The sequence below is a fragment of the Pseudomonas sp. VMV1 genome (assembly GCF_056790235.1).
The window spans coordinates 895,305-917,070 of sequence record NZ_JBXGSE010000001.1; the positions used below are offsets into that span (position 1 = coordinate 895,305).

The window sequence follows — 21,766 nt, forward strand, 5'->3', positions numbered from 1 at the left end:
GGAGGCCTTCCTCAGGAATGGCGGAAATCGGTGAAAAAGGCCGCGACGCGACGCGGATCCAGATCCTGCCAGCGGGCCGGATTCCAGTGGGGCGTGCGGTCCTTGTCTACCAGCATGGCGCGCACCCCTTCGACGATCTCGCCTTTTTCGAACCAGCGGCGATCCAGGTGCAGCTCCAGGGCGAAGCATTGCTCCAGCGACAGCCCGCTGCCCTGGCGCAGCAACTCCAGCGCCGTGGCGACCGCCAGCGGCGAGCGCCCATCCAGGGTGGCGAGGGTTTCCTGCGCCCAGTCGCGATACGCGGGGCGGCTTTCCGCCTGCAGGCTGCCGCGCAGCTCCTCTACGGTCGCCGCGGCGAAGTGCTCGGCGATGGCCGGACGCAGGTCGGTCAGGCGGGCGGTTTCGGCCGGCGCCCCGGCGAATTCCTGGAGCAGGGCGGCCAGGTCCGTCGGTCCTTGGGCCGTGGCCTCTTCCAGGCGCTGCGCCAGGGCCTCGTTACTGGCTTCCGGAACGAAGACATCGGCGAGCCCCGCGGCCAGGGCATCGGCCGGGCCGATCTGCTCGCCGGTCAGGCCCAGATAGAGGCCGAGGTGATCCGGCAGGCGTGGCAGGAAGTGGCTGGCGCCAACATCGGGAAAATAGCCGATGGCGGTCTCCGGCATGGCCATCCGCGTACGTTCGCTGACGATGCGTAGTCGCGCGGCCTGCACCAGGCCCATGCCGCCGCCCAGCACCAGGCCATGGGCCAGTGCCAGCACCGGCTTGGGATAGCGGTGCAGGGCCAGGTCCAGGGCGTATTCCTCGGTGAAGAAAATCTGGTGCAGGTCGTCGCCACGCTGGTAGCTGTCGTACAGCGCGCGGACATCGCCGCCGGCGCAGAAGGCCTTGGGCCCGTTGCCGCGCAGCACCACGACCCGCACCCCGGGGTCGCCTTCCCAGTCGCGCAGGGCGCCGTGCAGGCTGCGCACCATCTCCAGGTCCAGGGCATTGAGCCCGGCCGGGCGATCGAGGGTCAGGTAGCCGACCCCGCCGCGTCTTTCCAACAGTACCTTGGCGTCACTCATGCACCGTCCTCGTCCAGGTAGTCCTGGATGATGGCCGAGAAATCCAGGCCGCCGCCACCGGCGCGGCTGAACCGTTGATAGAGCTGCTGAGCCACCGCGCCGAGGATTACCGGCTGGCGCACGGCGCGGGCGGCCTCGGTGGCCAGGCCCAAATCCTTGAGCATGAGGTCGGCGGCGAAGCCACCCTGGTAGCCGCGCGAGGCTGGCGCCTGGGGCAGGACGTCCGGATAGGGGTTGTTCACCTCCGAACTCCAGCAGCGGCCGCTGCTGGTATTGATCACCCCGGCCAGGGTCTTGGCGTCCATGCCCAGGCGCGTGCCCAGCGCCATGGCCTCGGCCGCGCCGATCATGGAGATGCCGAGCAGCAGGTTATTGGCCACCTTGGCTACCTGGCCGTTGCCACTGGCGCCGCAGTGCACCAGGTTGCGGCCCATGGCGGCCAGCAGCGGCTGGGCGCGCTGGAAGCCGGCCTCGCTGCCCCCGACCATGAAGGTCAGGGTGCCCGCCGCGGCACCGCCGGTACCCCCGGAGACCGGGGCGTCCAGCAGTTCCAGCCCGCGTTCGGCAGCGGCCGTGGCCACGGCCCGGGCGCTGAGCGGATCGATGGTGGAGGAATCGATCAGCAGGGTGCCCGGTCTCGCGTGGGCGAGCAGGCCCTCCTCGCCGAGATAGACCGTTTTCACGTGGGTCGCGGCAGGCAGCATGGTGATGATCACCTCGGCACCGCTCTGCGCCACGGCGACAGGAGAGGCAGCGACTTCGGCACCTTCGTTCCGCAACGCTTCGAGGGCCGCGGCGGAGAGGTCATAGACGGTCAGCTGATGGCCGGCCTTGAGCAGGTTGCGGGCCATGGGCGCGCCCATGTTGCCCAGTCCCAGAAATCCCAGATGCATGCTGGCGTCTCCCGCTACTTGAGGGTGATGGTGGTGTTGACGACACCGGCGCTGCCGACATCCTGCTCGTCGGGCCAGCGTGTGGTGATGGTCTTGGTCTGGGTATAGAACAGCACCGCCTGCTTGCCATAGGGCCCCAGGTCGCCGAGCTTGGACGCGCGCGAACCGCTGAAGGAAAACAGCGGCACCGGCACCGGGATGGGCACGTTGATGCCGACCTGGCCGACATCGATGTCTTCCTGGAAGCGACGCGCCGCGGCGCCGGAGCGGGTGAAGAGGGCGACGCCGTTGCCGTTGGGATTGGCGTTGATCAGGGCGATGGCTTCGTCGAGGGTGGCGGCGTGCATCACGCAGAGCACCGGGCCGAACAGCTCTTCGCGATACAGGGTCATCTCCGTGGTCACCCCGGAGAACAGCGTCGGGCCGACGAAATTGCCTTTCTTGTAGCGCTCGACCTGGATATTGCGGCCGTCCAGCTCCAGGGTCGCGCCTTCGCTTACGCCACGCTCGATCAGGCCGCTGACCCGGTCCAGTGCCTGGCAGGAGATTAGCGGGCCAACGTCGGTGCCATTCTCGTGACCCGCACCCACCTTGAGGCTGCGCGCCTTGGCCACCAGATCCGGTACCCAGCTGTTGGCTTCGCCCACCAGCACCACCACCGAGACCGCCATGCAGCGCTGACCGGCCGCGCCGAAGGCGGCGCCCACCAGGTTGGCCAGGGTCTGTTCGCGGGGCGCGTCGGGCATTACCACCGCATGGTTCTTGGCGCCCATCATGCACTGCACGCGCTTGCCAGCCTCGCTGGCCCGGCGATAGACATGGGTGCCGACGCGGGTCGAACCGACAAAGGACAGCGCCTTGATATCCGGGTGATCGCAGAGGGCATCCACCACCGCCGGTCCGCCATGGACCACGTTGAGTACACCGGGCGGCACCCCCGCTTCCAGCGCCAGCTCGGCCAGGCGCATGGTCACCAGCGGATCCTGCTCCGAGGGCTTGAGGACAAAGGTGTTGCCGCAGGCGATGGCCATGGGGAACATCCACAGCGGAATCATCGCCGGGAAGTTGAAGGGGGTGATGCCGGCGCAGACGCCAAGGGGTTGCAGCAGCGTATAGGTATCCACCCCGCTGGCGACGTTATTGGCCAATTCGCCCAGTTGCAGGTTGCCGATGGCGGCCGCGTGCTCCACCACCTCCAGGCCGCGAAAGACGTCGCCCTCGGCGTCGGCCAGGGTCTTGCCCTGTTCGGCGGTGAGCAGCGCGGCCAGTTCGCTCATGTGCTCGCGGATCAGCTGCTGGTAGCGCAGGAAGATGCGTGCTCGCGCGCCGATGGGCGTCTTGCGCCAGGTGGCGAAGGCCGCCTTGGCACTGGCCACGGCGCGTTGCACTTCCTCGGCGGTGGCGAAGGGCACCCGCGCCAGCACCTCCTGCGTCGCCGGATTGATCACCTCGCGGCCTTCGCGGCTGGTGGAGGTGACGAATTGGCCGTCGATCAGCAGCGGCACGTCTTGGATGGCGGTCTGGGTCATGACAGGGATTCCTGGGCGGTGGCAACGGAGGCCGGGGCAGGGTGGTTGGCGAAATCTTCTTCGGCATAATCGTGGAGCTCGGCTGTGCCAGCCGCTCGGCGCTGTGCCTCGCCCAGGCGCAGCTCGATGCGGCGGATCTTGCCGGACAGCGTCTTGGGCAGTTCGCTGACGAATTGCAGGCGGCGCACCCGCTTGTAGGGCGACAGGCAGTCGCGGGCGAAGCCGAGCAATTCCCGCGCAAGGGCGGCCGAGGGCTGCTGGCCGGCGGCGAGGATGACGAAGGCCTTGGGCACATTGAGACGCAAGGGGTCCGGGCTGGGCACCACGGCCACCTCCATCACCGCGGGATGCTCGATCAGGGCGCTTTCCAGTTCGAAGGGGCTGATGCGGTAGTCCGCCGACTTGAAGACGTCATCGGCGCGCCCGACGAAGGTGATGTAGCCATCGACGTCACGTACCGCGGTATCACCGGTACGGTAGTAGCCGTCGCGCATCACCTCGGCGGTTTTCTCCGGGCTGTCCTCATAGCCCAGCATCAAACCGGCTGGCCGTGGCTGGAGCGACAGGGCCACCTCGCCGTCATCGCCTGGTTGGCCGTCGGCATCCAGCAGCTGGATCTGGCAACCCGGCAGGGGGCGGCCCATGGAGCCGGGCTTGAGCGGCTGCCCTGGGGTGTTGCCGACCAGTGCCGTGGTTTCCGACTGGCCGAAGCCATCTCTCAGGGTCAGGCCCCAGGCATCCTGCAGGCTGTCGATGATCTCCGGATTGAGCGGCTCGCCGGCGCCAACGAGTTCGCGCAGGTTGAGGCGGTCGCGATAGGCGGCGAGATCCTCCTGGATCAGCATGCGCCACACGGTCGGCGGCGCGCAGAGGCTGGTGACCGGATAGCGCGCCAGCACCTCCAGCAGCGCCTGGGGCTTGAACCGCGGCACATCATGGATGAACACGCAGGCACCGGCGTTCCAGGGCGCGAAGACGCAGCTCCAGGCATGCTTGGCCCAGCCGGGGGAAGAGATGTTGAGGTGCACATCGCCCGGTTGCAGGCCGATCCAGTAGAGGGTGGACAGATGCCCCACCGGATAGCTGCTATGGCTGTGCAGGACCAGTTTGGGTCGCGAGGTGGTTCCCGAGGTGAAATAGAGCAGCAGCGGATCCTCTGCCCGGGTCGGCCCATCGGGCAGGAAGTCGCTGGCGCAGGCGGCCGGTGCGTAGGGTTGCCAGCCGGCCACGGGCGCCCCGACGCAGATGCGGGTAAGGCCAGGGTCCAGACTGGCGCAACGCTCCGTATGAGCACTGCCCACCACCAGGTGGGCGATGCGCCCGCGCGCGACCCGATCCTGCAGATCGGCATCACTGAGCAGGGTGGTGGCGGGCACCACCACTGCCCCCAGTTTGAAGGCGCCCAGCAGGGTTTCCCACAGCGCCACCTCGTTGCCCAGCATCACCAGGATGCGTTCGCCACGACGAACGCCCTGGCTGCGCAGGAAGTTGGCGGTGCGATTCGAGGCCTGGGCCAGCTCGGCGAAGCTGTAGCGTTCTTCACGGCCCTCGGCATCGAGTCGCCACAGTGCCGGACCGGAATGCTCTTCGGCCAGGCGATCGAAATGGTCCAGCGCCCAGTTGAAATGCTCCAGCTGCGGCCACTGGAAGTCCCGGACGGCAGTGGCGTAGTCGGTGCGATGGCGCAGCAGAAAGTCGCGTGCCTCGCGAAAGGCATCTCCGGTCGTCATGACGGATACCTCGCGATATCGATGACCAAGGGAGGGTGGCGAAGTCCGGCGTGGCCCCCGGACAGGGCGTGATCGTGGGTCATGGATGCCTGCTCTTTATTGTTGTTGGCTAGCAGCGGGTCGCGCCGTCACCACTCGTGACGCGCCCTGGTAAGCAGTATAGTTCCGGCAAAAGTCTCTTGGCTTCCGACAAAAACGCCCGACCGACATGCAAAAATCCAATAACCCGGCAGCGCGTCTCGACTGGGACGATCTCAGATTCTTCCTTGAAGTCGCCCGCACCCAGAAGGCCAGCGCCGCGGCGCGGCGGTTGGGGGTCGACTACACCACCGTCTCGCGGCGTATCTCGGCCCTGGAAAAGGCGCTCGGTGCCCTGCTGTTCGAGAAGTCGCGCAGTACCGGCTTCAGCCTCACCATGGAAGGCCAGCGCCTGCTGGTGCACGCCGAAACCCTGGAAAGCACCCTGCAAACCGCCTGCGAGCAGATATCGGATACGCGTCTGGCACCTTCCGGCCAGGTGCGCATCGGCGCAACCGAGGGCTTCGGCAGCTACTTCGTCGCGCCCCAGCTGAGCTTTTTCCAGGATCGCTATCCCGGCATCACCCTGGAGGTGCTCCCGGTTCCGCACTTCGTCAACCTCTCGCGTCGGGAGGCCGACATCGCCATCACCCTGGAGCGCCCCGAGCGCGGGCCCTATGTCTGCCGCAAGCTGTGCGACTACCGCCTGCGGCTGTATGCCACCGCCGACTACCTGGCCAGGCACCCGCCCATCACACAGCTCGCGGATCTGCGGCGGCACAGGTTCATCACCTATGTCGACGATCTCGCCTTCAGCCCCGAGTTGCTCTACCTGGAACGCATCCTGCCCGAGGCCAGCAGCGGCCTGCGAAGCACCAGCGTGATCGCCCAGTACCAGGCCGCCCTGTGCGGCCACGCCCTGGCGATCCTGCCCTGCTTTGTCGCCGAGCCCGATGCGCGGTTGGTGGCGCTGTTGCCGGAGCAGATCCAGATCACCCGGCAATTCTGGCTCTACTACCGCGAAGACTTGCGCCGCCTGCGTCGCATCACCCTGGTCACCGACTATCTGCGCGCCTGTACCGATGCCAATCGCGACTTCCTGCTGGGCGAGACCCGCAGCCCTCGCCTGGGCTGGCCAGAGACTTGAAGTCCGTCACCGACCGGCTGGGCACCCCTGAACAGGACTGGGGTCTCAGAGCTGTGGGTCGTCCGTCGACGGCCTCCAGTCAACAGATGGGAACGGCAATGGAACGATATCAGGCATTGAGTCAGGCGCTGAGCAAGGCGGCCGAGCGTGAGGAAGCCTATTGGCAGGAACTGGAGCGGCGCCTGCATGAGTTGCCGGATTGCTTCACCCGCTATCTGGGGCTGAACTCCGCGGATCAAGTGGACGCCGGGCTGGGCCTGGAAAAACGCGTCGATGGCAACATCGTCCGCGAGATGGAGGTCTATGCCCGCTACGACCTCACGGTGATCGTCGATGACCTGGCCGGTACGCCGCAGACTTTCGCCATCGGCCTGTCCTTCTTCTATACCAACGAGCATTTCGTGTTGAAGGAGCGTGATGGGGAATTCTCCGTTGCCCTCGAACCGCAGGACGATCCCGATCGATTCTGGGACGAAGGCTGCCGCGAGATCTACGATTCGCTGGCACGGCGGATCCGCAGCAAGACCCTGCCCGCCATCGAGTAGGAGACGGCGGCCGCTCGGGCCGCCGCTTTTCAGACGGGAGTGACCAGGGTCCCGTCGGTGAAATAGCGCTCCACATTGGCCAGCACCAGATCGGCCATGGCCTGGCGTGTCTCCCGGGTGCCGCTGCCGAGGTGTGGGGTAAGTACAACGTTATCCAGCGCCAGCAAGGCCTCGGGGACCTGGGGCTCGTCGGCGAAGACGTCCAGCCCGGCGCCGCCCAGGGCTCCCGACTGCAGGGCCTCCACCAGGGCCTGCTCATCGACCACACTGCCACGGGCGATATTGATCAGATAGCCACGCGGACCCAGGGCCGCAAGAATGCCGGCGTCGATCAATCCATCGGTGGCAGGGCCGCCAGGCAGCGACAGCACCAGGAAGTCCGCGGCCTTCGCCAGTTCTTCGAGACTGGCATGGTACTGGTAGGGCACATCGGTCTGTTGATGACGGCCGTGATAGGCTACGTCCATGCCAAAGGCTTGTACCCGGTGCGCGATGCTCTTGCCGATGTTGCCAAGCCCGACGATGCCGCAGGTCTTGCCGGCCAGGCGTGAGGTCAACGGAAACTTGCCCGAGCGCCAGTCGCCCCGGCGCACGAAACGATCCGCAGCGGTGATGCCACGGGCGACGTCGATCAGCAGGGCAAAGGCGGTATCGGCTACGCAATCGTCCAGCACGCCCGGGGTGTTGCTAACCGCTACGCCCAGATCCCGGGCGGCGGCGATGTCGATGCTGTCATAACCCACCCCGAAGCTGAACACGGCTTTCAGGCCGGGAAGAGCGCTCATCAACTCGCGGGTCGCACCGTGTACGCCGGAGGTCACCAGGGCGCGAACCTCCTGGCCCCGCTCGCTTAGCAGCCTGGCCTGATCCGGTGCCTCCCAGAAGCGCAGGATCTCGTGGCGTGCGGCCAGGGCGTCTTGTAGCGCAGGTAGCAGCGGGCCCACCTGCAGCAGCACGGGGCGATCTTTCTGTTCAGCCATCTCTAGTCTCCTTGAAAAAGAAGGGGCGGCGAACCCGCCCCTCTGATCGATTGGCCTCAGCCCAGCAGCTGGATGCCAAGCTGGATCGCGACCCAGATCGCCAGCAGGGTGGCGAAGCCCAGAGCGAGGTTCTCGAACCAGTTGTTGCGGTATTTATCGCCCAGCAGCGACTTCTGGTTGGACATGATCAACAGGCCCAGGGAGATCACCGGCAGGCCGACGATGTTCAGGGCATTCACACCGATGGTCAGGGTCACGAAGTCGGGCATGCCCGGCAGCGACCACACCAGCGGTGTCACCAGAATGAAAAGCATGAACCACTTGTGCAGCGGGTCTTTGTGGAAGGTCTTGCCATAACGCTCGCGGCGCTCCGGACGGATGTGTTGCAGGGCGTCGGTGATCAGCATGGGGAAGGCGGTGGTCTTGCCTACCACGCTGGCGAACAGGGTGGCGAAGACGCCGGTGAAGAAAATCAACCAGCCGCCCGAGCCGAAGAACAGTTCCAGCGCCGAGCCCAGGTCATTCAGGGTGTTCACCTGCAGGCCGTTGGGTCTGAGGATTTCCACGCCGACGACCCAGATGGCCAGGTTGATGATGATGCCAACCACCACGGCGAACAGCAGGTCGTTGCGCTGGATGCGCTTGTGCTCCGGGCCGGTCCAGCCCTTTTCCTTCATCACATAGGGATGCACGAAGTTGGCGATGGAACCGGCCACGGCGCCAATGACCGATACCGCTACCAGCAGAGCTCCATGCACGCCTTCATCTGGCGGAATGCTGAAGCCGATGGTGCCGCGCAGGATGCCGCCCAGGTCCGGGCCCGACATCACCGCCAAGGTGATGAAGGCAAGGGTCATGACCGCCAGCAGCACCTTCATCACGCCTTCGATCAGGGCATAGAAGTTACGCCCCACCAGCAGCCAGACCGCGATCACCACCGCCACCGAGCAGAGCAGCGGATAGTCGACATGGAGGAGGGTGGCCAGGGCCTCGCCAGCGCCCTTGAGCATGTAGGCGTTGGTCAGGTGCCCCATGACCAGCGCGTACCCGAGCATGAACCAGGCGAACACCGGGTGCAGCTGGGCATAGCCTTCGAGGATCGACATGCCCTTGTTATTGCACAGCTGGAAGCGCGCGATGATGTTGACAATGAGAAAGCGCAGCAGCAGGGATACCGCCAGCACCCACATCATGGCGTAGCCGTAGTTCGCCCCCGCCACCGAGGAGGTGATGAGGTCGCCAGCGCCCAGCCAGGACAGTACGGCGATGATGCCGGGGCCGAGCAGCTTCGCCATCCGGCGCAGGCCGGAGCTATGTTCCTCGGCAACGGGTACGGATTTATCGACGGAACCGGATCGCTCCATAGGGCAACTCTCCTAACTATTGTTGTTGTTCTGGATGAGGCCTCGGGAGGCCTTGTCGTTAGCTTGCCCTTTCAGGGTTTAGCACTACATACGATGTCGTACAACTCATGGCGGGCTACAAAATGTTGCCTTTGGTCAGGTAAGGCGTCGCCGGATCGTGGACTGCCTTACGTACCGCTGGATCAAGCCAGGTGACTTCGCTTGAGACTGTCTCTAGAATGGTCGCCCTTGATTCTGGGGGGTCGGAAAGCCGGCCTGTTCTTGTGCCACGAGGAATATCCATGCAAGTTTCCGTTGAAAACACCTCTGCTCTCGAGCGTCGCATGACCATTGGCGTGCCGGCCGAGCGTATTGAAACCGAAGTGAACAAGCGTCTGCAGCAGACTGCCCGACGCGCCAAGGTTCCCGGTTTCCGCCCGGGCAAGGTACCCATGAGCGTCATCCGTCAGCGCTACGAAGCCTCGGCGCGTCAGGAAGCCTTGGGTGATCTCATTCAGGAAACCTTCTACGAAGCCGTTGTCGAGCAAAAGCTCAATCCGGCCGGCGCACCCGCCGTCGAACCCAAGGTGTTCGAAAAGGGCAAGGATCTGGAATACGTCGCTACCTTCGAAGTCTTCCCCGAATTCGAAGTCAAGGGTCTGGACGGCATCGAGATCGAGCGCCAGGACTCCAGCGTCGAAGACGCCGACATCGACAAGATGCTCGACGTGCTGCGCAAGCAGGGCACCCGTTATGAAGTCGTCGACCGCGCTGCCGCTACCGACGACCAGGTCACCATCGACTTCGTCGGCACCCAGGATGGCGAAGCCTTCTCCGGTGGTTCCGCCGAGGGCACCAAGCTGGTCCTGGGCTCCGGCCGCATGATTCCCGGTTTCGAAGACGGTCTGGTCGGCGCCAAGGCTGGTGAAGAGCGCGTGCTCAACCTGACCTTCCCCGAGGACTACCAGAACCTGGACCTGGCCGGCAAAGCCGCTCAGTTCAAGGTCACCGTCAAGGAAGTGGCCGCTCCCGAGCTGCCCGAGCTGAACGAAGCCTTCTTCAAGCAGTTCGGCGTGGAAGAGACCACCGTCGAAGGGTTCCGCGCCGAAGTGCGCAAGAACATGGATCGCGAACTGCGCCAGGCCCTGAAGACCAAGGTCAAGAACCAGGTCATGGACGGTCTGCTGGCCGCCAATCAGATCGACGTACCGGCTGCCCTGATCAGCAACGAAGTGGATCGTCTGCGCGTGCAGGCCGTCCAGCAGTTCGGCGGCAACATCCAGCCCGACCAGCTGCCGGCCGAACTCTTCAGCGAGCAGGCCAAGCGCCGCGTGCTGCTGGGCCTGATCATCGCCGAGATGGTCAAGCAGTTCGAACTCAAGCCCGATGACGCCCGCGTTCGCGAGCTGATCGAGGAGATGGCCGCTGCCTACCAGGAGCCCGAGCAGGTAGTGAAGTGGTACTACCAGAACGAGCAGCAGCTGAACGAAGTGCGTTCGGTTGTACTGGAAGAACAAGTCGTGGATACTGTCCTCAAGCAGGCAAAAGTCACCGACAAGCAGGTCTCCTACGAGGACGCGGTCAAACCGACCGAGGCTCCGCAAGCAGCCTGATCTGCCTCCAGTTGCTAGTTCACCTAAGCCAGCCTCGTGCTGGCTTATGTGTTTTTGACAGGTTATCCAGATAGGGAGCTAGTGCAGGACATGTCCCGCAACTCATACATGCAATCCATGCCCGATATTCAAGCCGCTGGCGGTCTGGTACCCATGGTGGTGGAGCAATCCGCCCGTGGCGAGCGCGCCTATGACATCTACTCCCGGCTGCTCAAGGAGCGGGTCATCTTCCTGGTCGGCCAGGTCGAGGACTACATGGCCAACCTGGTCGTCGCCCAGCTGCTGTTCCTGGAAGCGGAGAATCCTGACAAGGACATCCACCTCTATATCAACAGCCCGGGTGGCTCGGTGACCGCAGGCATGTCGATCTACGACACCATGCAGTTCATCAAGCCCGACGTCTCCACCATCTGCATCGGCCAGGCCTGCAGCATGGGTGCCCTGCTGCTGGCAGGCGGCGCCGCCGAGAAGCGCTTCTGCCTGCCACACTCGCGGATGATGATTCACCAGCCCCTGGGCGGCTTCCAGGGTCAGGCGTCGGACATCGAGATTCACGCCCGTGAAATTTTGACCATCCGTGAGCGTCTGAACAAGGTGCTGGCGCATCACACCGGTCAGCCCATGGACGTGATCGCCCGCGATACCGACCGTGACAACTTCATGAGTGGCCCCGAAGCCGTTGCCTACGGTCTGATCGACAAGGTCCTCGAGAAGCGCAACATCCCCGCCTGACCCCGCCTCGACCACCTGCCCAGACGCCGGTCGTTTGGGCGGGTAGGCTTGAAAAACCGTGCAATAGGCTCCATCTTGTTGATGTAAGCACATTCCATTGGATCGATCGAATGACAGATACGCGCAATAGCGACGATAACGGCAAGCTGCTTTACTGCTCCTTCTGCGGCAAGAGTCAGCACGAAGTACGTAAATTGATCGCTGGACCCTCCGTCTTCATCTGCGACGAATGCGTCGACCTGTGCAATGACATCATCCGCGAGGAAGTCCAGGAAGCGCAGGCCGAAAGCAATGCGCACAAGCTGCCAGCGCCGAAGGAAATCAGCGCCATCCTCGACCAGTATGTCATTGGTCAGCAGCGTGCCAAGCGGGTCCTCGCCGTTGCCGTCTACAACCACTACAAGCGTCTGAATCAGCGCGAGAAGAAAGACGACGTCGAGCTGGGCAAGAGCAATATTCTGCTCATTGGCCCGACTGGCTCGGGCAAGACGCTGTTGGCGGAAACGCTGGCGCGCCTGCTCAACGTACCTTTCACCATCGCCGATGCCACCACTCTGACCGAAGCCGGTTACGTGGGTGAAGACGTCGAGAACATCATCCAGAAGCTGCTGCAGAAGTGCGACTACGATGTGGAAAAGGCCCAGATGGGCATCGTCTACATCGACGAGATCGACAAGATTTCGCGTAAGTCCGACAACCCCTCCATCACCCGTGATGTCTCGGGCGAGGGTGTGCAGCAGGCGCTGCTGAAGCTGATCGAGGGTACCGTAGCGTCGGTTCCGCCCCAGGGTGGCCGCAAGCATCCCCAGCAGGAATTCCTGCAGGTGGATACGCGCAATATCCTGTTCATTTGCGGCGGTGCCTTCGCTGGCTTGGAAAAGGTCATTCAGAACCGTTCCACCAAGGGCGGCGGCATCGGCTTCAACGCCGAGGTTCGCAGTCAGGAACTGGGCAAGAAGATCGGCGAATCCCTGCGTGATGCCGAGCCCGAGGATCTGGTCAAGTTCGGCCTGATTCCCGAGTTCGTCGGTCGTCTGCCGGTCATCGCGACCCTGGACGAGCTGGATGAGCCAGCGCTCATGCAGATCCTGACCGAGCCGAAGAACGCCCTGACCAAGCAGTACGCCAAGCTGTTTGAAATGGAAGACGTCGACCTGGAGTTCCGCCCCGATGCACTGAAGGCGGTCGCTCGCAAGGCACTGGAACGCAAGACCGGTGCCCGCGGCCTGAGGTCCATCCTCGAAGGCATCCTGCTCGAGACCATGTACGAGATTCCTTCGCAGAAGGAAGTCAGCAAGGTGGTCATCGACGAGAGCGTCATCGATGGGAGTTCCCAGCCGCTGCTCATCTATGAGAACACCGAGCCCGCCAAGGCGGCGCCAGACGCGTGACAAAAGGGGCTTCGGCCCCTTTTTCATTTCAGCGACGGTTGTATTTTGCGGCGGCCAACCTCATGTTAGGGAAAACCGAGGCCTTAACCGCATCTGCGGCCGATTATTTGCCGAGACCCGTACCCCATGACTACGACGATAGAACTTCCCCTGCTGCCCCTACGAGACGTAGTGGTCTATCCCCACATGGTCATCCCATTGTTCGTCGGAAGGGAAAAGTCCGTCGAGGCCCTCGAGGCCGCCATGGCTGGCGACAAGCAGATCCTGCTGGTCGCACAGAAGAATCCCGGCGATGACGATCCCGCCGCGGATGACATGTATCACATGGGTACGGTCGCGACCGTTCTCCAGCTGCTCAAGCTTCCTGACGGTACCGTCAAGGTCCTGGTCGAAGGCGAGCAGCGCGGCCGCATCGAGTCCTTCGTCGAGAACCAGGGCTATGCCCGTGCCCTGGTGACCCTGATCGACGACAGCGAAGCCCCGGATCGCGAGTCCGAGGTCTTCTCGCGCAGCCTGATGAGCCAGTTCGAGCAATATGTTCAGCTCGGCAAGAAGGTACCGGCCGAGGTCCTGTCTTCGCTTAATAGCATCGAAGATCCCAGCCGCCTGGTCGACACCATGGCTGCCCACATGGCGCTGAAGATCGAGCAGAAGCAGGAAATCCTCGAGATCACCGAGCTTGGCGCGCGCGTCGAGCACGTGCTGGCCCTGCTGGATGCGGAAATCGACCTCTTGCAGGTGGAAAAGCGCATCCGTGGTCGCGTCAAGAAGCAGATGGAGCGTAGTCAGCGCGAGTACTACCTCAACGAGCAGATGAAGGCCATCCAGAAAGAACTGGGTGACATCGACGAAGGCCACAACGAGGTCGAGGATCTCAAGCGCCGCATTGACGCCGCGGGTCTGCCCAAGGATGCCCTGGCCAAGGCCACTGCCGAGCTGAACAAGCTCAAGCAGATGTCGCCCATGTCGGCCGAGGCCACCGTGGTGCGTTCCTACATCGACTGGCTGGTGAACGTGCCGTGGCAGGCCGAGAGCAAGGTCCGTCTGGACTTGGGCCGTGCCGAAGAGGTCCTGGACAAGGACCACTATGGCCTCGAGGAAGTGAAAGAGCGCATCCTGGAATACCTCGCCGTGCAGAAGCGCGTGAAGAAGGTGCGGGGCCCGGTGCTGTGCCTGGTCGGTCCGCCCGGTGTGGGCAAGACCTCCCTGGCCGAATCCATCGCCCGCTCCACCGGCCGCAAGTTCGTGCGCATGGCCCTGGGTGGCGTGCGTGACGAAGCCGAAATCCGTGGTCACCGTCGTACCTACATTGGCTCCATGCCGGGTCGTCTCATTCAGAAGATGACCAAGGTCGGCGTGCGCAATCCACTGTTCCTGCTCGACGAAATCGACAAGATGGGCAACGACATGCGTGGCGATCCCGCCTCCGCGCTGCTCGAGGTCCTGGATCCGGAGCAGAACCACACCTTCAACGACCATTACCTCGAAGTCGACTACGACCTCTCCGACGTGATGTTTGTCTGCACCGCCAACTCCATGAACATTCCGGCGCCACTGCTGGACCGTATGGAAGTCATTCGCCTGCCCGGTTACACCGAGGCGGAAAAGGTCAACATCGCCACCCGCTACCTGATTCCCAAGCAGGTTAAGGCCAATGGCCTGAAGAAGGACGAGGTGGCCTTCGACGAAGACGCCTTGCGCGACATCATCCGCTACTACACCCGTGAAGCGGGCGTGCGGAGTCTGGAGCGCCAGGTGGCCAAGGTCTGTCGCAAGGTGGTCAAGCAGCACGCCCTGAGCAAGGAGCGTACTGCCAGCGTTACCGTGGATACCCTTGAGCACTGGCTGGGCGTGCGCAAGTTCCGCTATGGCCTGGCCGAGCAACAGGATCAGATCGGCCAGGTGACCGGCCTGGCCTGGACCCAGGTGGGTGGTGAACTCCTGACCATCGAGTCCGCTGTCGTCCCCGGCAAGGGCCAGATGATCAAGACCGGCTCCCTGGGTGATGTCATGGCCGAGTCCATTACCGCGGCCTTGACCGTGGTGCGCAGTCGTGGTCGCAGCCTGGGCATTCCCAAGGACTTCCACGAGAAGCACGACATCCATATCCACGTTCCCGAAGGCGCCACGCCGAAGGACGGTCCGAGTGCCGGTATCGGGATGTGCACGGCGCTGGTCTCGGCCGCCACCCGCATTCCGGTGCGTGCCGACGTGGCCATGACCGGCGAGATCACCTTGCGCGGTCAGGTACTGGCCATCGGTGGGCTCAAGGAAAAGTTGCTCGCGGCCCATCGTGGCGGTATCCGTACCGTGATCATTCCGGAAGAAAACGTCCGGGATCTGCGGGACATTCCGGACAACATCAAGGCTGACTTGCAGATCAAGCCGGTCAAATGGATTGACGAGGTCTTGGAGGTTGCGCTGCAATACACGCCGGAGCCGCTTCCGGACGATGGTCCGGAGCTCGTCAGCAAGGACGAGAAGCGGGATCAGGAAGGCAAGGAGCGCGTCAGTACCCACTGACGGCGTACCTGGGCTTGATGGGCGGGCCGCCAGACGAGGTTGCTGGTGTTCCGCCGTCCTGCTGGATGCAAGGTCCTTGATCGACGAAAAGGCGCATCTCGAGATGCGCCTTTTCGCTATTTGCTATTCGACGATTTCGCCATGGCCGGTCTGGCCACAGCTCGTGGGGGGAACATGCTACAAAACATCAGGGACCGTTCGCAGGGATGGATTGCCAAAGTCATCATCGGATTCATCATCCTGCTGATGGCATTGACCGGCTTCGAAGCGATCATTCGTGCGACGGGTCACCAGGGCGCCGTTGCCCTGGTCAACGGCGACGAGATCAAGCAGACGGAGCTGGCCCAGGCCGTGGAAATGCAGCGTCGCCAGCTGCAACAGCAACTGGGGCAGGGGTTCGATCCGTCCACTCTGGATGACCGCCTGCTGCGTGAGTCCGCCCTAAAGGCGCTGATCGACAAGCAGTTGCTGCTGCAGAGCGCCAAGGCCGATCGCTTCGCCTTCTCCGAACAGGCGCTGGATCAGCTGATCCTCAACACCCCCGAATTCCAGACCGAAGGGCGTTTCGATCCCCAGCGCTTCGATCAGGCCGTTCGCCAGATGAACTACAACCGCCTGCAATTCCGGGATCTGCTGCGTGACGAGATGCTGATCGGTCAGCTGCGCGCCGGCATCGTCGGCAGCAATTTCGTTACCGATGCCGATATCGAGACCTTCGCGGCCCTCGAGCGCCAGACCCGTGACTTCGCCATGCGTACCGTCAAGGCTTCCACCAGCGGTATCGTGCCGACGCAGGAGGAGATTCAGGCGTACTACGACAGCCACAAGAATGACTTCATGACGCCCGAGCAGGTGGTCATCGAGTACGTGGAGCTGAAGAAGGACGCCTTCCTGGCCAAGGCCAAGGTGGACGAAAGCCGCCTGCAGGCGGCCTACAAGTCCGAAATCGCTAATCTGTCGGAGCAGCGTGACGCTGCTCATATCCTCATCGAGGTCAACGACAAGCAGAATGACGAGCAGGCCAAGGCCAAGATCAAGCAAATCCAGGAGCGCCTGAGCAAGGGTGAGGACTTCGCCAAGCTCGCCAAGGAGTTCTCCCAGGATCCGGGCTCGGCAGCCAATGGCGGTGACCTGGGCTTTGCCGGTCGCGGTGTCTACGACCCGGCCTTCGAAGAGGCGCTGTATGCCCTCGCGCCGCATCAGGTATCCGCGCCGGTGCGCACCAGCTTCGGCTGGCATCTGATCCAGCTGCAAGGGGTCCAGGCGCCGGAAGTGCCCACCCTGGCCAGCGTTCGGCCACGCCTGGAGCAGCAGCTGAAGGCGGAAGACGCTGATCGGCTGTTCGTCGAAGCAGGTCGTAAGCTGGAAAGCTCTGCCTATGAGGCCTCCGACCTGAGCCAGCCGGCCCAGGAGCAAGGCCTTAAGGTCAAGACCAGTGCTCCCTTCGGTCGTGAGGGTGGTGAGGGTCTCACTGCCAATCGTCAGGTGATCGAGGCGGCTTTCAGCGAGGACGTGCTGCGCAACGGTGCCAACAGCGCCGCCTTGCAGCTGGATCCGGATACCCTGGTGGTCATTCGCGACAAGGAGCACCGCACGCCACAGCTGCAGCCCCTGGACGCGGTCAAGAAAGAGATCGTGACCCGCTTGAGCCAGGAAAAGGCCACGGCCGTCGCCAAGCAGACTGGCGAAGAGCAGCTCAAGGCCCTGCGTGACGGCGGTAAGGCGCCGGCAGGCGACTGGCGCACCGTCGAGGCGGCTACCCGCAATCAGGAGGGCGTCGATCCCCAGGTACTGCAAGCGGTGTTCCGCATGGCCAAGCCGGAAGCCGACAAGCCGTCCTATGCCGGTATCAGCCTGCGGAACGGCGACTTCGTGCTGCTGCGCCTGCAGGGCGTCGGGGTACCCAAGGAAGCCCTGAGTGCCGAGGACAAGGCGCTCTATCGTCGCTACCTGGCCTCGCGGGCCGGACAGGTCGACTTCGCGGCCTATCGCCGGGCCCTGGATGCCAAGGCCGAGATCAAGCATCTCTGATACGAAAAAAGCCCGGGAAACCGGGCTTTTTCTTGAGGGGCATCCAGAGCGCCGGGTGCCGTGCGGCCTGCCAGGCCAGAGGCCGGGAAGGGAGGAGGAGGCTCGTTGCCGGCGTTCTACTGGACGAGTTCATGCTCGTCGAACAGGTCGTCGAAGAGCATGGTCGACAGATAGCGCTCGCCGGAATCCGGCAGGATGACCACGATGGTCTTGCCCTGCATCTCCGGCGTCTCGGCCATACGGACCGCCGCAGCCATGGCGGCACCGCAGGAGATGCCGCAGAGGATGCCTTCCTCGCGCATCAGGCGCTGGGCCATCAACTTGGCTTGCTCATCGCTTACCTGCTCGACGCGATCGACCATGGCGAGGTCCAGGTTGCCGGGTACGAAGCCGGCCCCGATGCCCTGAATCTTGTGCGGGCTGGGTTTCACTTCCGCACCGGCAAGGGTCTGGCTGATGACCGGCGAGGTTTCCGGCTCCACGGCGACCGAGAGGATCGGCTTGCCCTTGGTGTTCTTGATGAAGCGCGAGATGCCGGTCAGGGTACCACCGGTACCGACGCCGGCTACCAGTACGTCGATGGCACCATCGGTATCGTTCCAGATTTCCGGGCCGGTGGTCTTTTCATGGATGGCCGGATTGGCCGGATTATCGAACTGCTGCGGCATGAAGTAGCGATCGGGCCCGCTTTCGGCGATCTCCCGCGCCTTGTCGATGGCGCCCTTCATGCCCTTGGCCGGTTCGGTCAGGACCAGCTCCGCACCCAGTGCCTTCAGGACCTTGCGTCGCTCCAGACTCATGGAGGCGGGCATGGTCAGCACCAGGCGATAGCCACGGGCGGCGGCGACATAGGCCAGGCCGATACCGGTATTACCCGAGGTCGGCTCCACCAGGCTCATGCCGGGCTTGAGCAGGCCCTTGGCTTCGGCGTCCCAGATCAGGTTGGCACCGATGCGGCATTTGACCGAATAGCCCGGGTTGCGTCCCTCGATCTTGGCGAGCAGGGTGACGCCCTTGGGGCCGAGGCGATTGATGTAGACCAGCGGCGTATTACCGATGGACTGGGCATTGTCAGCGAAGATGCGGCTCATGGCGGATCCTGTACGGCGCGGAAAACTCGCAGCCTAGGCCTTGCGTCCGATGGCGTCCAGCCCAGGCACGGCGTGCTATCGTCAGGCGAAACAGCTGCTAGAGGATCGATAATGGCCTTTCAGGGTACCGAGCGTTATGTGGCCACGGCCGAGCTCAGTCTGGCGGTCAATGCCGCCATTCAATTGGGACGTCCACTCCTGGTGAAGGGTGAGCCCGGCACCGGCAAGACCCTGCTGGCCGAGCAGGTGGCCCAGAGCCAGGGCGCACGTCTTATCACCTGGCACGTCAAGTCCACCACCAAGGCGCAGCAAGGGCTCTACGAATACGACGCCGTGAGTCGCCTGCGCGATTCCCAGCTGGGCGATCCCCGGGTGCAGGAGGTCGCGAACTACATCAAGCCCGGCAAACTGTGGGATGCCTTCACCGCTGAGGAGCCGGTGGTGCTGCTGATCGACGAGATCGATAAGGCCGACATCGAGTTTCCCAACGACCTGCTGCTGGAGCTCGACCGCATGGAGTTCCATGTCTACGAGACGGGGGAGACCATTCGCGCCGAGCGGAGGCCGGTCATCATCATCACCTCCAACAATGAGAAGGAGCTGCCGGACGCCTTCCTGCGCCGGTGCTTCTTTCATTTCATTCGTTTTCCGGAGCGCGACACCCTTGAGCGCATCGTCCAGGTCCACTACCCCGACCTCCAGGGTCGGCTGGTCAGGGAAGCCCTGGATCTCTTCTATGATCTGCGCAACGTCTCGGGCCTGAAGAAAAAGCCGTCCACCTCGGAGCTGGTGGACTGGCTGGCGCTGTTGCTGGGTGACGAGCAGGCGCAACAGGGGTTGCATGCGGAGGGTGGCCTGCCACCTCTGGCGGGCGCCCTGTTGAAGAACGAGCAAGACCTGCAGCTGCTCGAGCGCCAGGCGTTCATGCGTCGTCGGCGGAGCTGAGAACCGGCATGTTCCTCGACTTCTTCACGCGCCTGAGGGCCGCTGGCATTCCGGTGTCCCTGGGCGAATTGCTGGATCTGCATGCCGCACTGGACGCCGGTCTCGCCGTCGCCGATCCCGAGGCCTTCTATCTGCTGGCGCGGGCAGTGCTGGTCAAGGACGAGCGCTTCTTCGACCGTTTCGACCAGATCTATGCCGGTGAGATGGCCAGGTCGGAGCGTCTGTCGGAGACGCAGGCGATTCCCGCGGACTGGTTGCGGTTGGAACTGCAGCGATTGCTTTCCGACGAGGATCGCCAGCGACTTCAGGCCCTGGGTGGCCTCGACGAATTGCTCGATACCCTGCAGCAGCGGCTCGCCGAACAGCGTGAGCGCCATGCCGGTGGCAACAAGTGGATAGGCACGGGCGGTACCAGTCCCTTCGGCAGCGGTGGCTACAATCCCTTTGGCGTACGCGTTGGTGAGGCCGGTACTCGTCAGGGGCGGGCGGCCAAGGTCTGGGAGCAGCGGGACTACCGCAATCTGGACGACCGCGCGCCCCTGGACAGACGCAACCTGCAACTGGCCCTGCGCCGGCTGCGTCGCTTCGCTCGCCAGGGCGCGGCGGCGGAGTTCGACCTGGAGGGCACCGTGGCCGCGACGGCCCGGGAGGGTGGGTTGCTGGACGTGCGCTATCGCCCTGAGCGACACAATGCCACCAAGGTGCTCCTGTTGCTCGATGTCGGGGGTTCCATGGATCTGCACGTACGCCTGTGCACCGAGCTGTTCAGCGCCTGTCGCCTCGAGTTTCGCCACCTGGAATACTACTACTTCCACAATTGCGTCTACGAACGGGTCTGGCGCGATAATGCCCGTCGACACGAGGAAGGTCTGGCGACCGCCGAGCTGCTGCGCCGCTACGGAGCGGACTATCGCCTGGTGATCGTAGGCGACGCCAGCATGGGGCCCTATGAGATCACCCATCCCGGCGGCAGCGTCGAGCATTGGAACGAAGAACCTGGCGCGCTTTGGATCCAGCGGCTCTGCCAGCATTTCCCCCGGGCGGTCTGGCTCAATCCCTATCCGCAGGATGGCTGGGCCAGCAGCACCTCGATCCAGCTGCTCCGCGACCTCATTGCCCAGCGCATGTTTCCCCTGACCGGCGAGGGGCTGGGGGATGCCATCCGGTCCTTGACCCGCCCATGAAAAAAACCGGCCGAAGCCGGGTTTTTTCATCGCTCGCGCTTAGCGCTGACCGTAGCGGCGCAGGGCTTCGATGCGGTCTTCCAGTGGCGGGTGGCTCATCAGCAGACCGGCCAGGCCGTTCTTCAGCGAGCCATTGATGCCGAAGGCGTTCAGGGTGTCGGGCATCTGCACCGGGATGCCCTGCTCGGCGCGCAGGCGCTGCAAGGCGCCGATCATGGCGTTGGGACCGGCCAGGCGCGCACCGGCTTCGTCGGCGCGGAATTCGCGTTTGCGCGAGAACCACATGACGATGATGCTGGCCAGGATGCCCAGTACCAGCTCGGCGACGATGGTGGTCACGAAGTAGGCGATCCCGTGGCCTTCTTCGTTCTTGAAGATGGCCTTGTCGACGAAGTTGCCGAAGATCCGCGCAAAGAACATCACGAAGGTGTTCACCACGCCCTGGATCAAGGCCAGGGTCACCATGTCGCCATTGGCGACGTGGCCGATCTCGTGGGCCAGCACCGCACGCACCTCGTCAGGCGAGAAGCGCTCCAGCAGTCCCTGGCTGACCGCGACCAGGGCGTCGTTGCGGTTCCAGCCGGTGGCAAAGGCGTTGGCCTCGTAGGCCGGGAAGATGCCGACCTCGGGGGTCTTGATGCCGGCCTCGCGAGCCAGCTCTTCCACCGTCTGCAGCAGCCACTGCTCATGACGGGTACGCGGCTGGCTGATGACCTCGGTACGGGTGCTCATCTTCGCCATCCACTTGGAGATGAACAGCGAGACCAGCGAGCCGGCGAAACCGAATACGGCACAGAACACCAGCAGACTGCCATGGTTCTGACCGGTGTAGCGATCCACGCCAAGCACCTTCAAGGTGATGCTAGCAACGATCAGCACCGCCAGGTTGGTAGCCAGAAACAACAGAATGCGCATCATGGTGGGGTACAGCTCCTCACAGGTTTATCTGCCGGCTATATAAGGTTCGGCCCCGATCCATTCAACGTTTCCACTATTGCAAACTGTGT

At 63.7% G+C, this 21,766-nt stretch carries 17 protein-coding genes; 9 read left to right on the forward strand and 8 right to left on the reverse strand.

Translation table 11 applies throughout. From position 1 onward, the window contains the following. Window positions 1–11: 11 nt before the first annotated feature. From ACUCV0_RS04240 to ACUCV0_RS04255, 4 genes are read right to left on the reverse strand one after another with little or no spacing between them, the layout of a single operon-like run. The gene (locus ACUCV0_RS04240) at window positions 12–1,064 is read right to left on the reverse strand and encodes an enoyl-CoA hydratase/isomerase family protein (protein WP_482212078.1); all 1,053 of its coding nucleotides are present in this window, start codon (window positions 1,062–1,064) and stop codon (window positions 12–14) included. Beyond that, window positions 1,061–1,957, reverse strand: a complete 897-nt coding sequence (gene mmsB, locus ACUCV0_RS04245) for a 3-hydroxyisobutyrate dehydrogenase (protein ID WP_059314543.1) — start codon at window positions 1,955–1,957, stop codon at window positions 1,061–1,063. Before mmsB ends, ACUCV0_RS04240 begins: the two co-directional genes overlap by 4 nt. Before the next feature lie 14 nt (window positions 1,958–1,971). Further along, window positions 1,972–3,486, reverse strand: a complete 1,515-nt coding sequence (locus ACUCV0_RS04250; RefSeq protein WP_482212079.1) for a CoA-acylating methylmalonate-semialdehyde dehydrogenase — start codon at window positions 3,484–3,486, stop codon at window positions 1,972–1,974. Beyond that, window positions 3,483–5,216 carry an AMP-binding protein gene (locus tag ACUCV0_RS04255; protein WP_482212080.1) on the reverse strand — a complete coding sequence of 578 codons (1,734 nt, stop codon included), beginning with the start codon at window positions 5,214–5,216 and terminating at the stop codon, window positions 3,483–3,485. The genes ACUCV0_RS04250 and ACUCV0_RS04255 overlap by 4 nt, the downstream gene beginning before the upstream one ends. A gap of 208 nt (window positions 5,217–5,424) precedes the next feature. Between ACUCV0_RS04255 and ACUCV0_RS04260 the strand changes: the two genes are divergently transcribed. Together ACUCV0_RS04260 and ACUCV0_RS04265 are read left to right on the forward strand one after the other, a co-directional pair. Next, window positions 5,425–6,381 carry a LysR family transcriptional regulator gene (locus ACUCV0_RS04260; RefSeq protein ID WP_059314546.1) on the forward strand — a complete coding sequence of 319 codons (957 nt, stop codon included), beginning with the start codon at window positions 5,425–5,427 and terminating at the stop codon, window positions 6,379–6,381. Window positions 6,382–6,479: 98 nt separating this feature from the next. Beyond that, window positions 6,480–6,926 (forward strand): hypothetical protein, encoded by a 447-nt coding sequence (locus tag ACUCV0_RS04265; protein WP_174523133.1) that lies wholly within the window; start codon window positions 6,480–6,482, stop codon window positions 6,924–6,926. A gap of 29 nt (window positions 6,927–6,955) precedes the next feature. Here ACUCV0_RS04265 and ACUCV0_RS04270 read toward each other — a convergent pair whose 3' ends face one another. Further along, a complete protein-coding gene (locus ACUCV0_RS04270; RefSeq protein ID WP_482212081.1) occupies window positions 6,956–7,906 on the reverse strand; it encodes a 2-hydroxyacid dehydrogenase in 951 nt (316 codons plus the stop codon). A 56-nt stretch (window positions 7,907–7,962) separates the two neighbouring features. After that, window positions 7,963–9,270 (reverse strand): Nramp family divalent metal transporter, encoded by a 1,308-nt coding sequence (locus ACUCV0_RS04275; RefSeq protein WP_482212082.1) that lies wholly within the window; start codon window positions 9,268–9,270, stop codon window positions 7,963–7,965. Window positions 9,271–9,551: 281 nt separating this feature from the next. On the opposite strand from ACUCV0_RS04275, the gene tig reads away from it, so the two are divergent. The 5 genes from tig to ACUCV0_RS04300 all read left to right on the forward strand — a co-directional run bounded on the left by tig (window position 9,552) and on the right by ACUCV0_RS04300 (window position 17,539). Further along, window positions 9,552–10,862 (forward strand): trigger factor, encoded by a 1,311-nt coding sequence (tig, locus tag ACUCV0_RS04280; protein WP_482212083.1) that lies wholly within the window; start codon window positions 9,552–9,554, stop codon window positions 10,860–10,862. Between the two features lie 90 nt (window positions 10,863–10,952). After that, window positions 10,953–11,594 (forward strand): ATP-dependent Clp endopeptidase proteolytic subunit ClpP, encoded by a 642-nt coding sequence (gene clpP / locus ACUCV0_RS04285; protein ID WP_007162222.1) that lies wholly within the window; start codon window positions 10,953–10,955, stop codon window positions 11,592–11,594. 110 nt (window positions 11,595–11,704) lie between these two features. Next, window positions 11,705–12,985 (forward strand): ATP-dependent Clp protease ATP-binding subunit ClpX, encoded by a 1,281-nt coding sequence (clpX, locus tag ACUCV0_RS04290; protein WP_059314551.1) that lies wholly within the window; start codon window positions 11,705–11,707, stop codon window positions 12,983–12,985. Between the two features lie 126 nt (window positions 12,986–13,111). Then, on the forward strand, window positions 13,112–15,508 hold the full coding sequence (gene lon / locus ACUCV0_RS04295) for an endopeptidase La (protein ID WP_482212084.1): 2,397 nt from the start codon (window positions 13,112–13,114) through the stop codon (window positions 15,506–15,508). A gap of 174 nt (window positions 15,509–15,682) precedes the next feature. Next, the gene (locus ACUCV0_RS04300; RefSeq protein ID WP_482212085.1) at window positions 15,683–17,539 is read left to right on the forward strand and encodes a SurA N-terminal domain-containing protein; all 1,857 of its coding nucleotides are present in this window, start codon (window positions 15,683–15,685) and stop codon (window positions 17,537–17,539) included. Window positions 17,540–17,655: 116 nt separating this feature from the next. Here ACUCV0_RS04300 and cysK read toward each other — a convergent pair whose 3' ends face one another. Next, window positions 17,656–18,630: a cysteine synthase A gene (cysK, locus tag ACUCV0_RS04305; protein WP_482212086.1), complete on the reverse strand. Its 975-nt coding sequence runs from the start codon at window positions 18,628–18,630 to the stop codon at window positions 17,656–17,658. 111 nt (window positions 18,631–18,741) lie between these two features. Between cysK and ACUCV0_RS04310 the strand changes: the two genes are divergently transcribed. Both ACUCV0_RS04310 and ACUCV0_RS04315 read left to right on the forward strand, forming a co-directional pair. Next, a complete protein-coding gene (locus tag ACUCV0_RS04310; protein ID WP_271655821.1) occupies window positions 18,742–19,575 on the forward strand; it encodes an AAA family ATPase in 834 nt (277 codons plus the stop codon). A gap of 8 nt (window positions 19,576–19,583) precedes the next feature. Further along, window positions 19,584–20,759 carry a vWA domain-containing protein gene (locus ACUCV0_RS04315; RefSeq protein ID WP_482212087.1) on the forward strand — a complete coding sequence of 392 codons (1,176 nt, stop codon included), beginning with the start codon at window positions 19,584–19,586 and terminating at the stop codon, window positions 20,757–20,759. Window positions 20,760–20,798: 39 nt separating this feature from the next. On the opposite strand, the gene htpX is transcribed toward ACUCV0_RS04315, so the two are convergent. After that, on the reverse strand, window positions 20,799–21,677 hold the full coding sequence (htpX, locus tag ACUCV0_RS04320) for a protease HtpX (RefSeq protein ID WP_059314556.1): 879 nt from the start codon (window positions 21,675–21,677) through the stop codon (window positions 20,799–20,801). Window positions 21,678–21,766: the final 89 nt, after the last annotated feature.

Coding starts and splice junctions, on each gene's coding strand:
- tig (WP_482212083.1), top strand. CDS start 9,552: ATGCAAGTTTCCGTTGAAAACACCTCTGCTCTCGAGCGTCGCATGACC.
- mmsB (WP_059314543.1), bottom strand. CDS start 1,957: ATGCATCTGGGATTTCTGGGACTGGGCAACATGGGCGCGCCCATGGCC.
- ACUCV0_RS04275 (WP_482212082.1), bottom strand. CDS start 9,270: ATGGAGCGATCCGGTTCCGTCGATAAATCCGTACCCGTTGCCGAGGAA.
- ACUCV0_RS04300 (WP_482212085.1), top strand. CDS start 15,683: ATGCTACAAAACATCAGGGACCGTTCGCAGGGATGGATTGCCAAAGTC.
- ACUCV0_RS04310 (WP_271655821.1), top strand. CDS start 18,742: ATGGCCTTTCAGGGTACCGAGCGTTATGTGGCCACGGCCGAGCTCAGT.
- clpX (WP_059314551.1), top strand. CDS start 11,705: ATGACAGATACGCGCAATAGCGACGATAACGGCAAGCTGCTTTACTGC.
- clpP (WP_007162222.1), top strand. CDS start 10,953: ATGTCCCGCAACTCATACATGCAATCCATGCCCGATATTCAAGCCGCT.
- lon (WP_482212084.1), top strand. CDS start 13,112: ATGACTACGACGATAGAACTTCCCCTGCTGCCCCTACGAGACGTAGTG.
- ACUCV0_RS04265 (WP_174523133.1), top strand. CDS start 6,480: ATGGAACGATATCAGGCATTGAGTCAGGCGCTGAGCAAGGCGGCCGAG.
- ACUCV0_RS04315 (WP_482212087.1), top strand. CDS start 19,584: ATGTTCCTCGACTTCTTCACGCGCCTGAGGGCCGCTGGCATTCCGGTG.
- ACUCV0_RS04250 (WP_482212079.1), bottom strand. CDS start 3,486: ATGACCCAGACCGCCATCCAAGACGTGCCGCTGCTGATCGACGGCCAA.
- ACUCV0_RS04260 (WP_059314546.1), top strand. CDS start 5,425: ATGCAAAAATCCAATAACCCGGCAGCGCGTCTCGACTGGGACGATCTC.
- ACUCV0_RS04240 (WP_482212078.1), bottom strand. CDS start 1,064: ATGAGTGACGCCAAGGTACTGTTGGAAAGACGCGGCGGGGTCGGCTAC.
- htpX (WP_059314556.1), bottom strand. CDS start 21,677: ATGATGCGCATTCTGTTGTTTCTGGCTACCAACCTGGCGGTGCTGATC.
- ACUCV0_RS04255 (WP_482212080.1), bottom strand. CDS start 5,216: ATGACGACCGGAGATGCCTTTCGCGAGGCACGCGACTTTCTGCTGCGC.
- ACUCV0_RS04270 (WP_482212081.1), bottom strand. CDS start 7,906: ATGGCTGAACAGAAAGATCGCCCCGTGCTGCTGCAGGTGGGCCCGCTG.
- cysK (WP_482212086.1), bottom strand. CDS start 18,630: ATGAGCCGCATCTTCGCTGACAATGCCCAGTCCATCGGTAATACGCCG.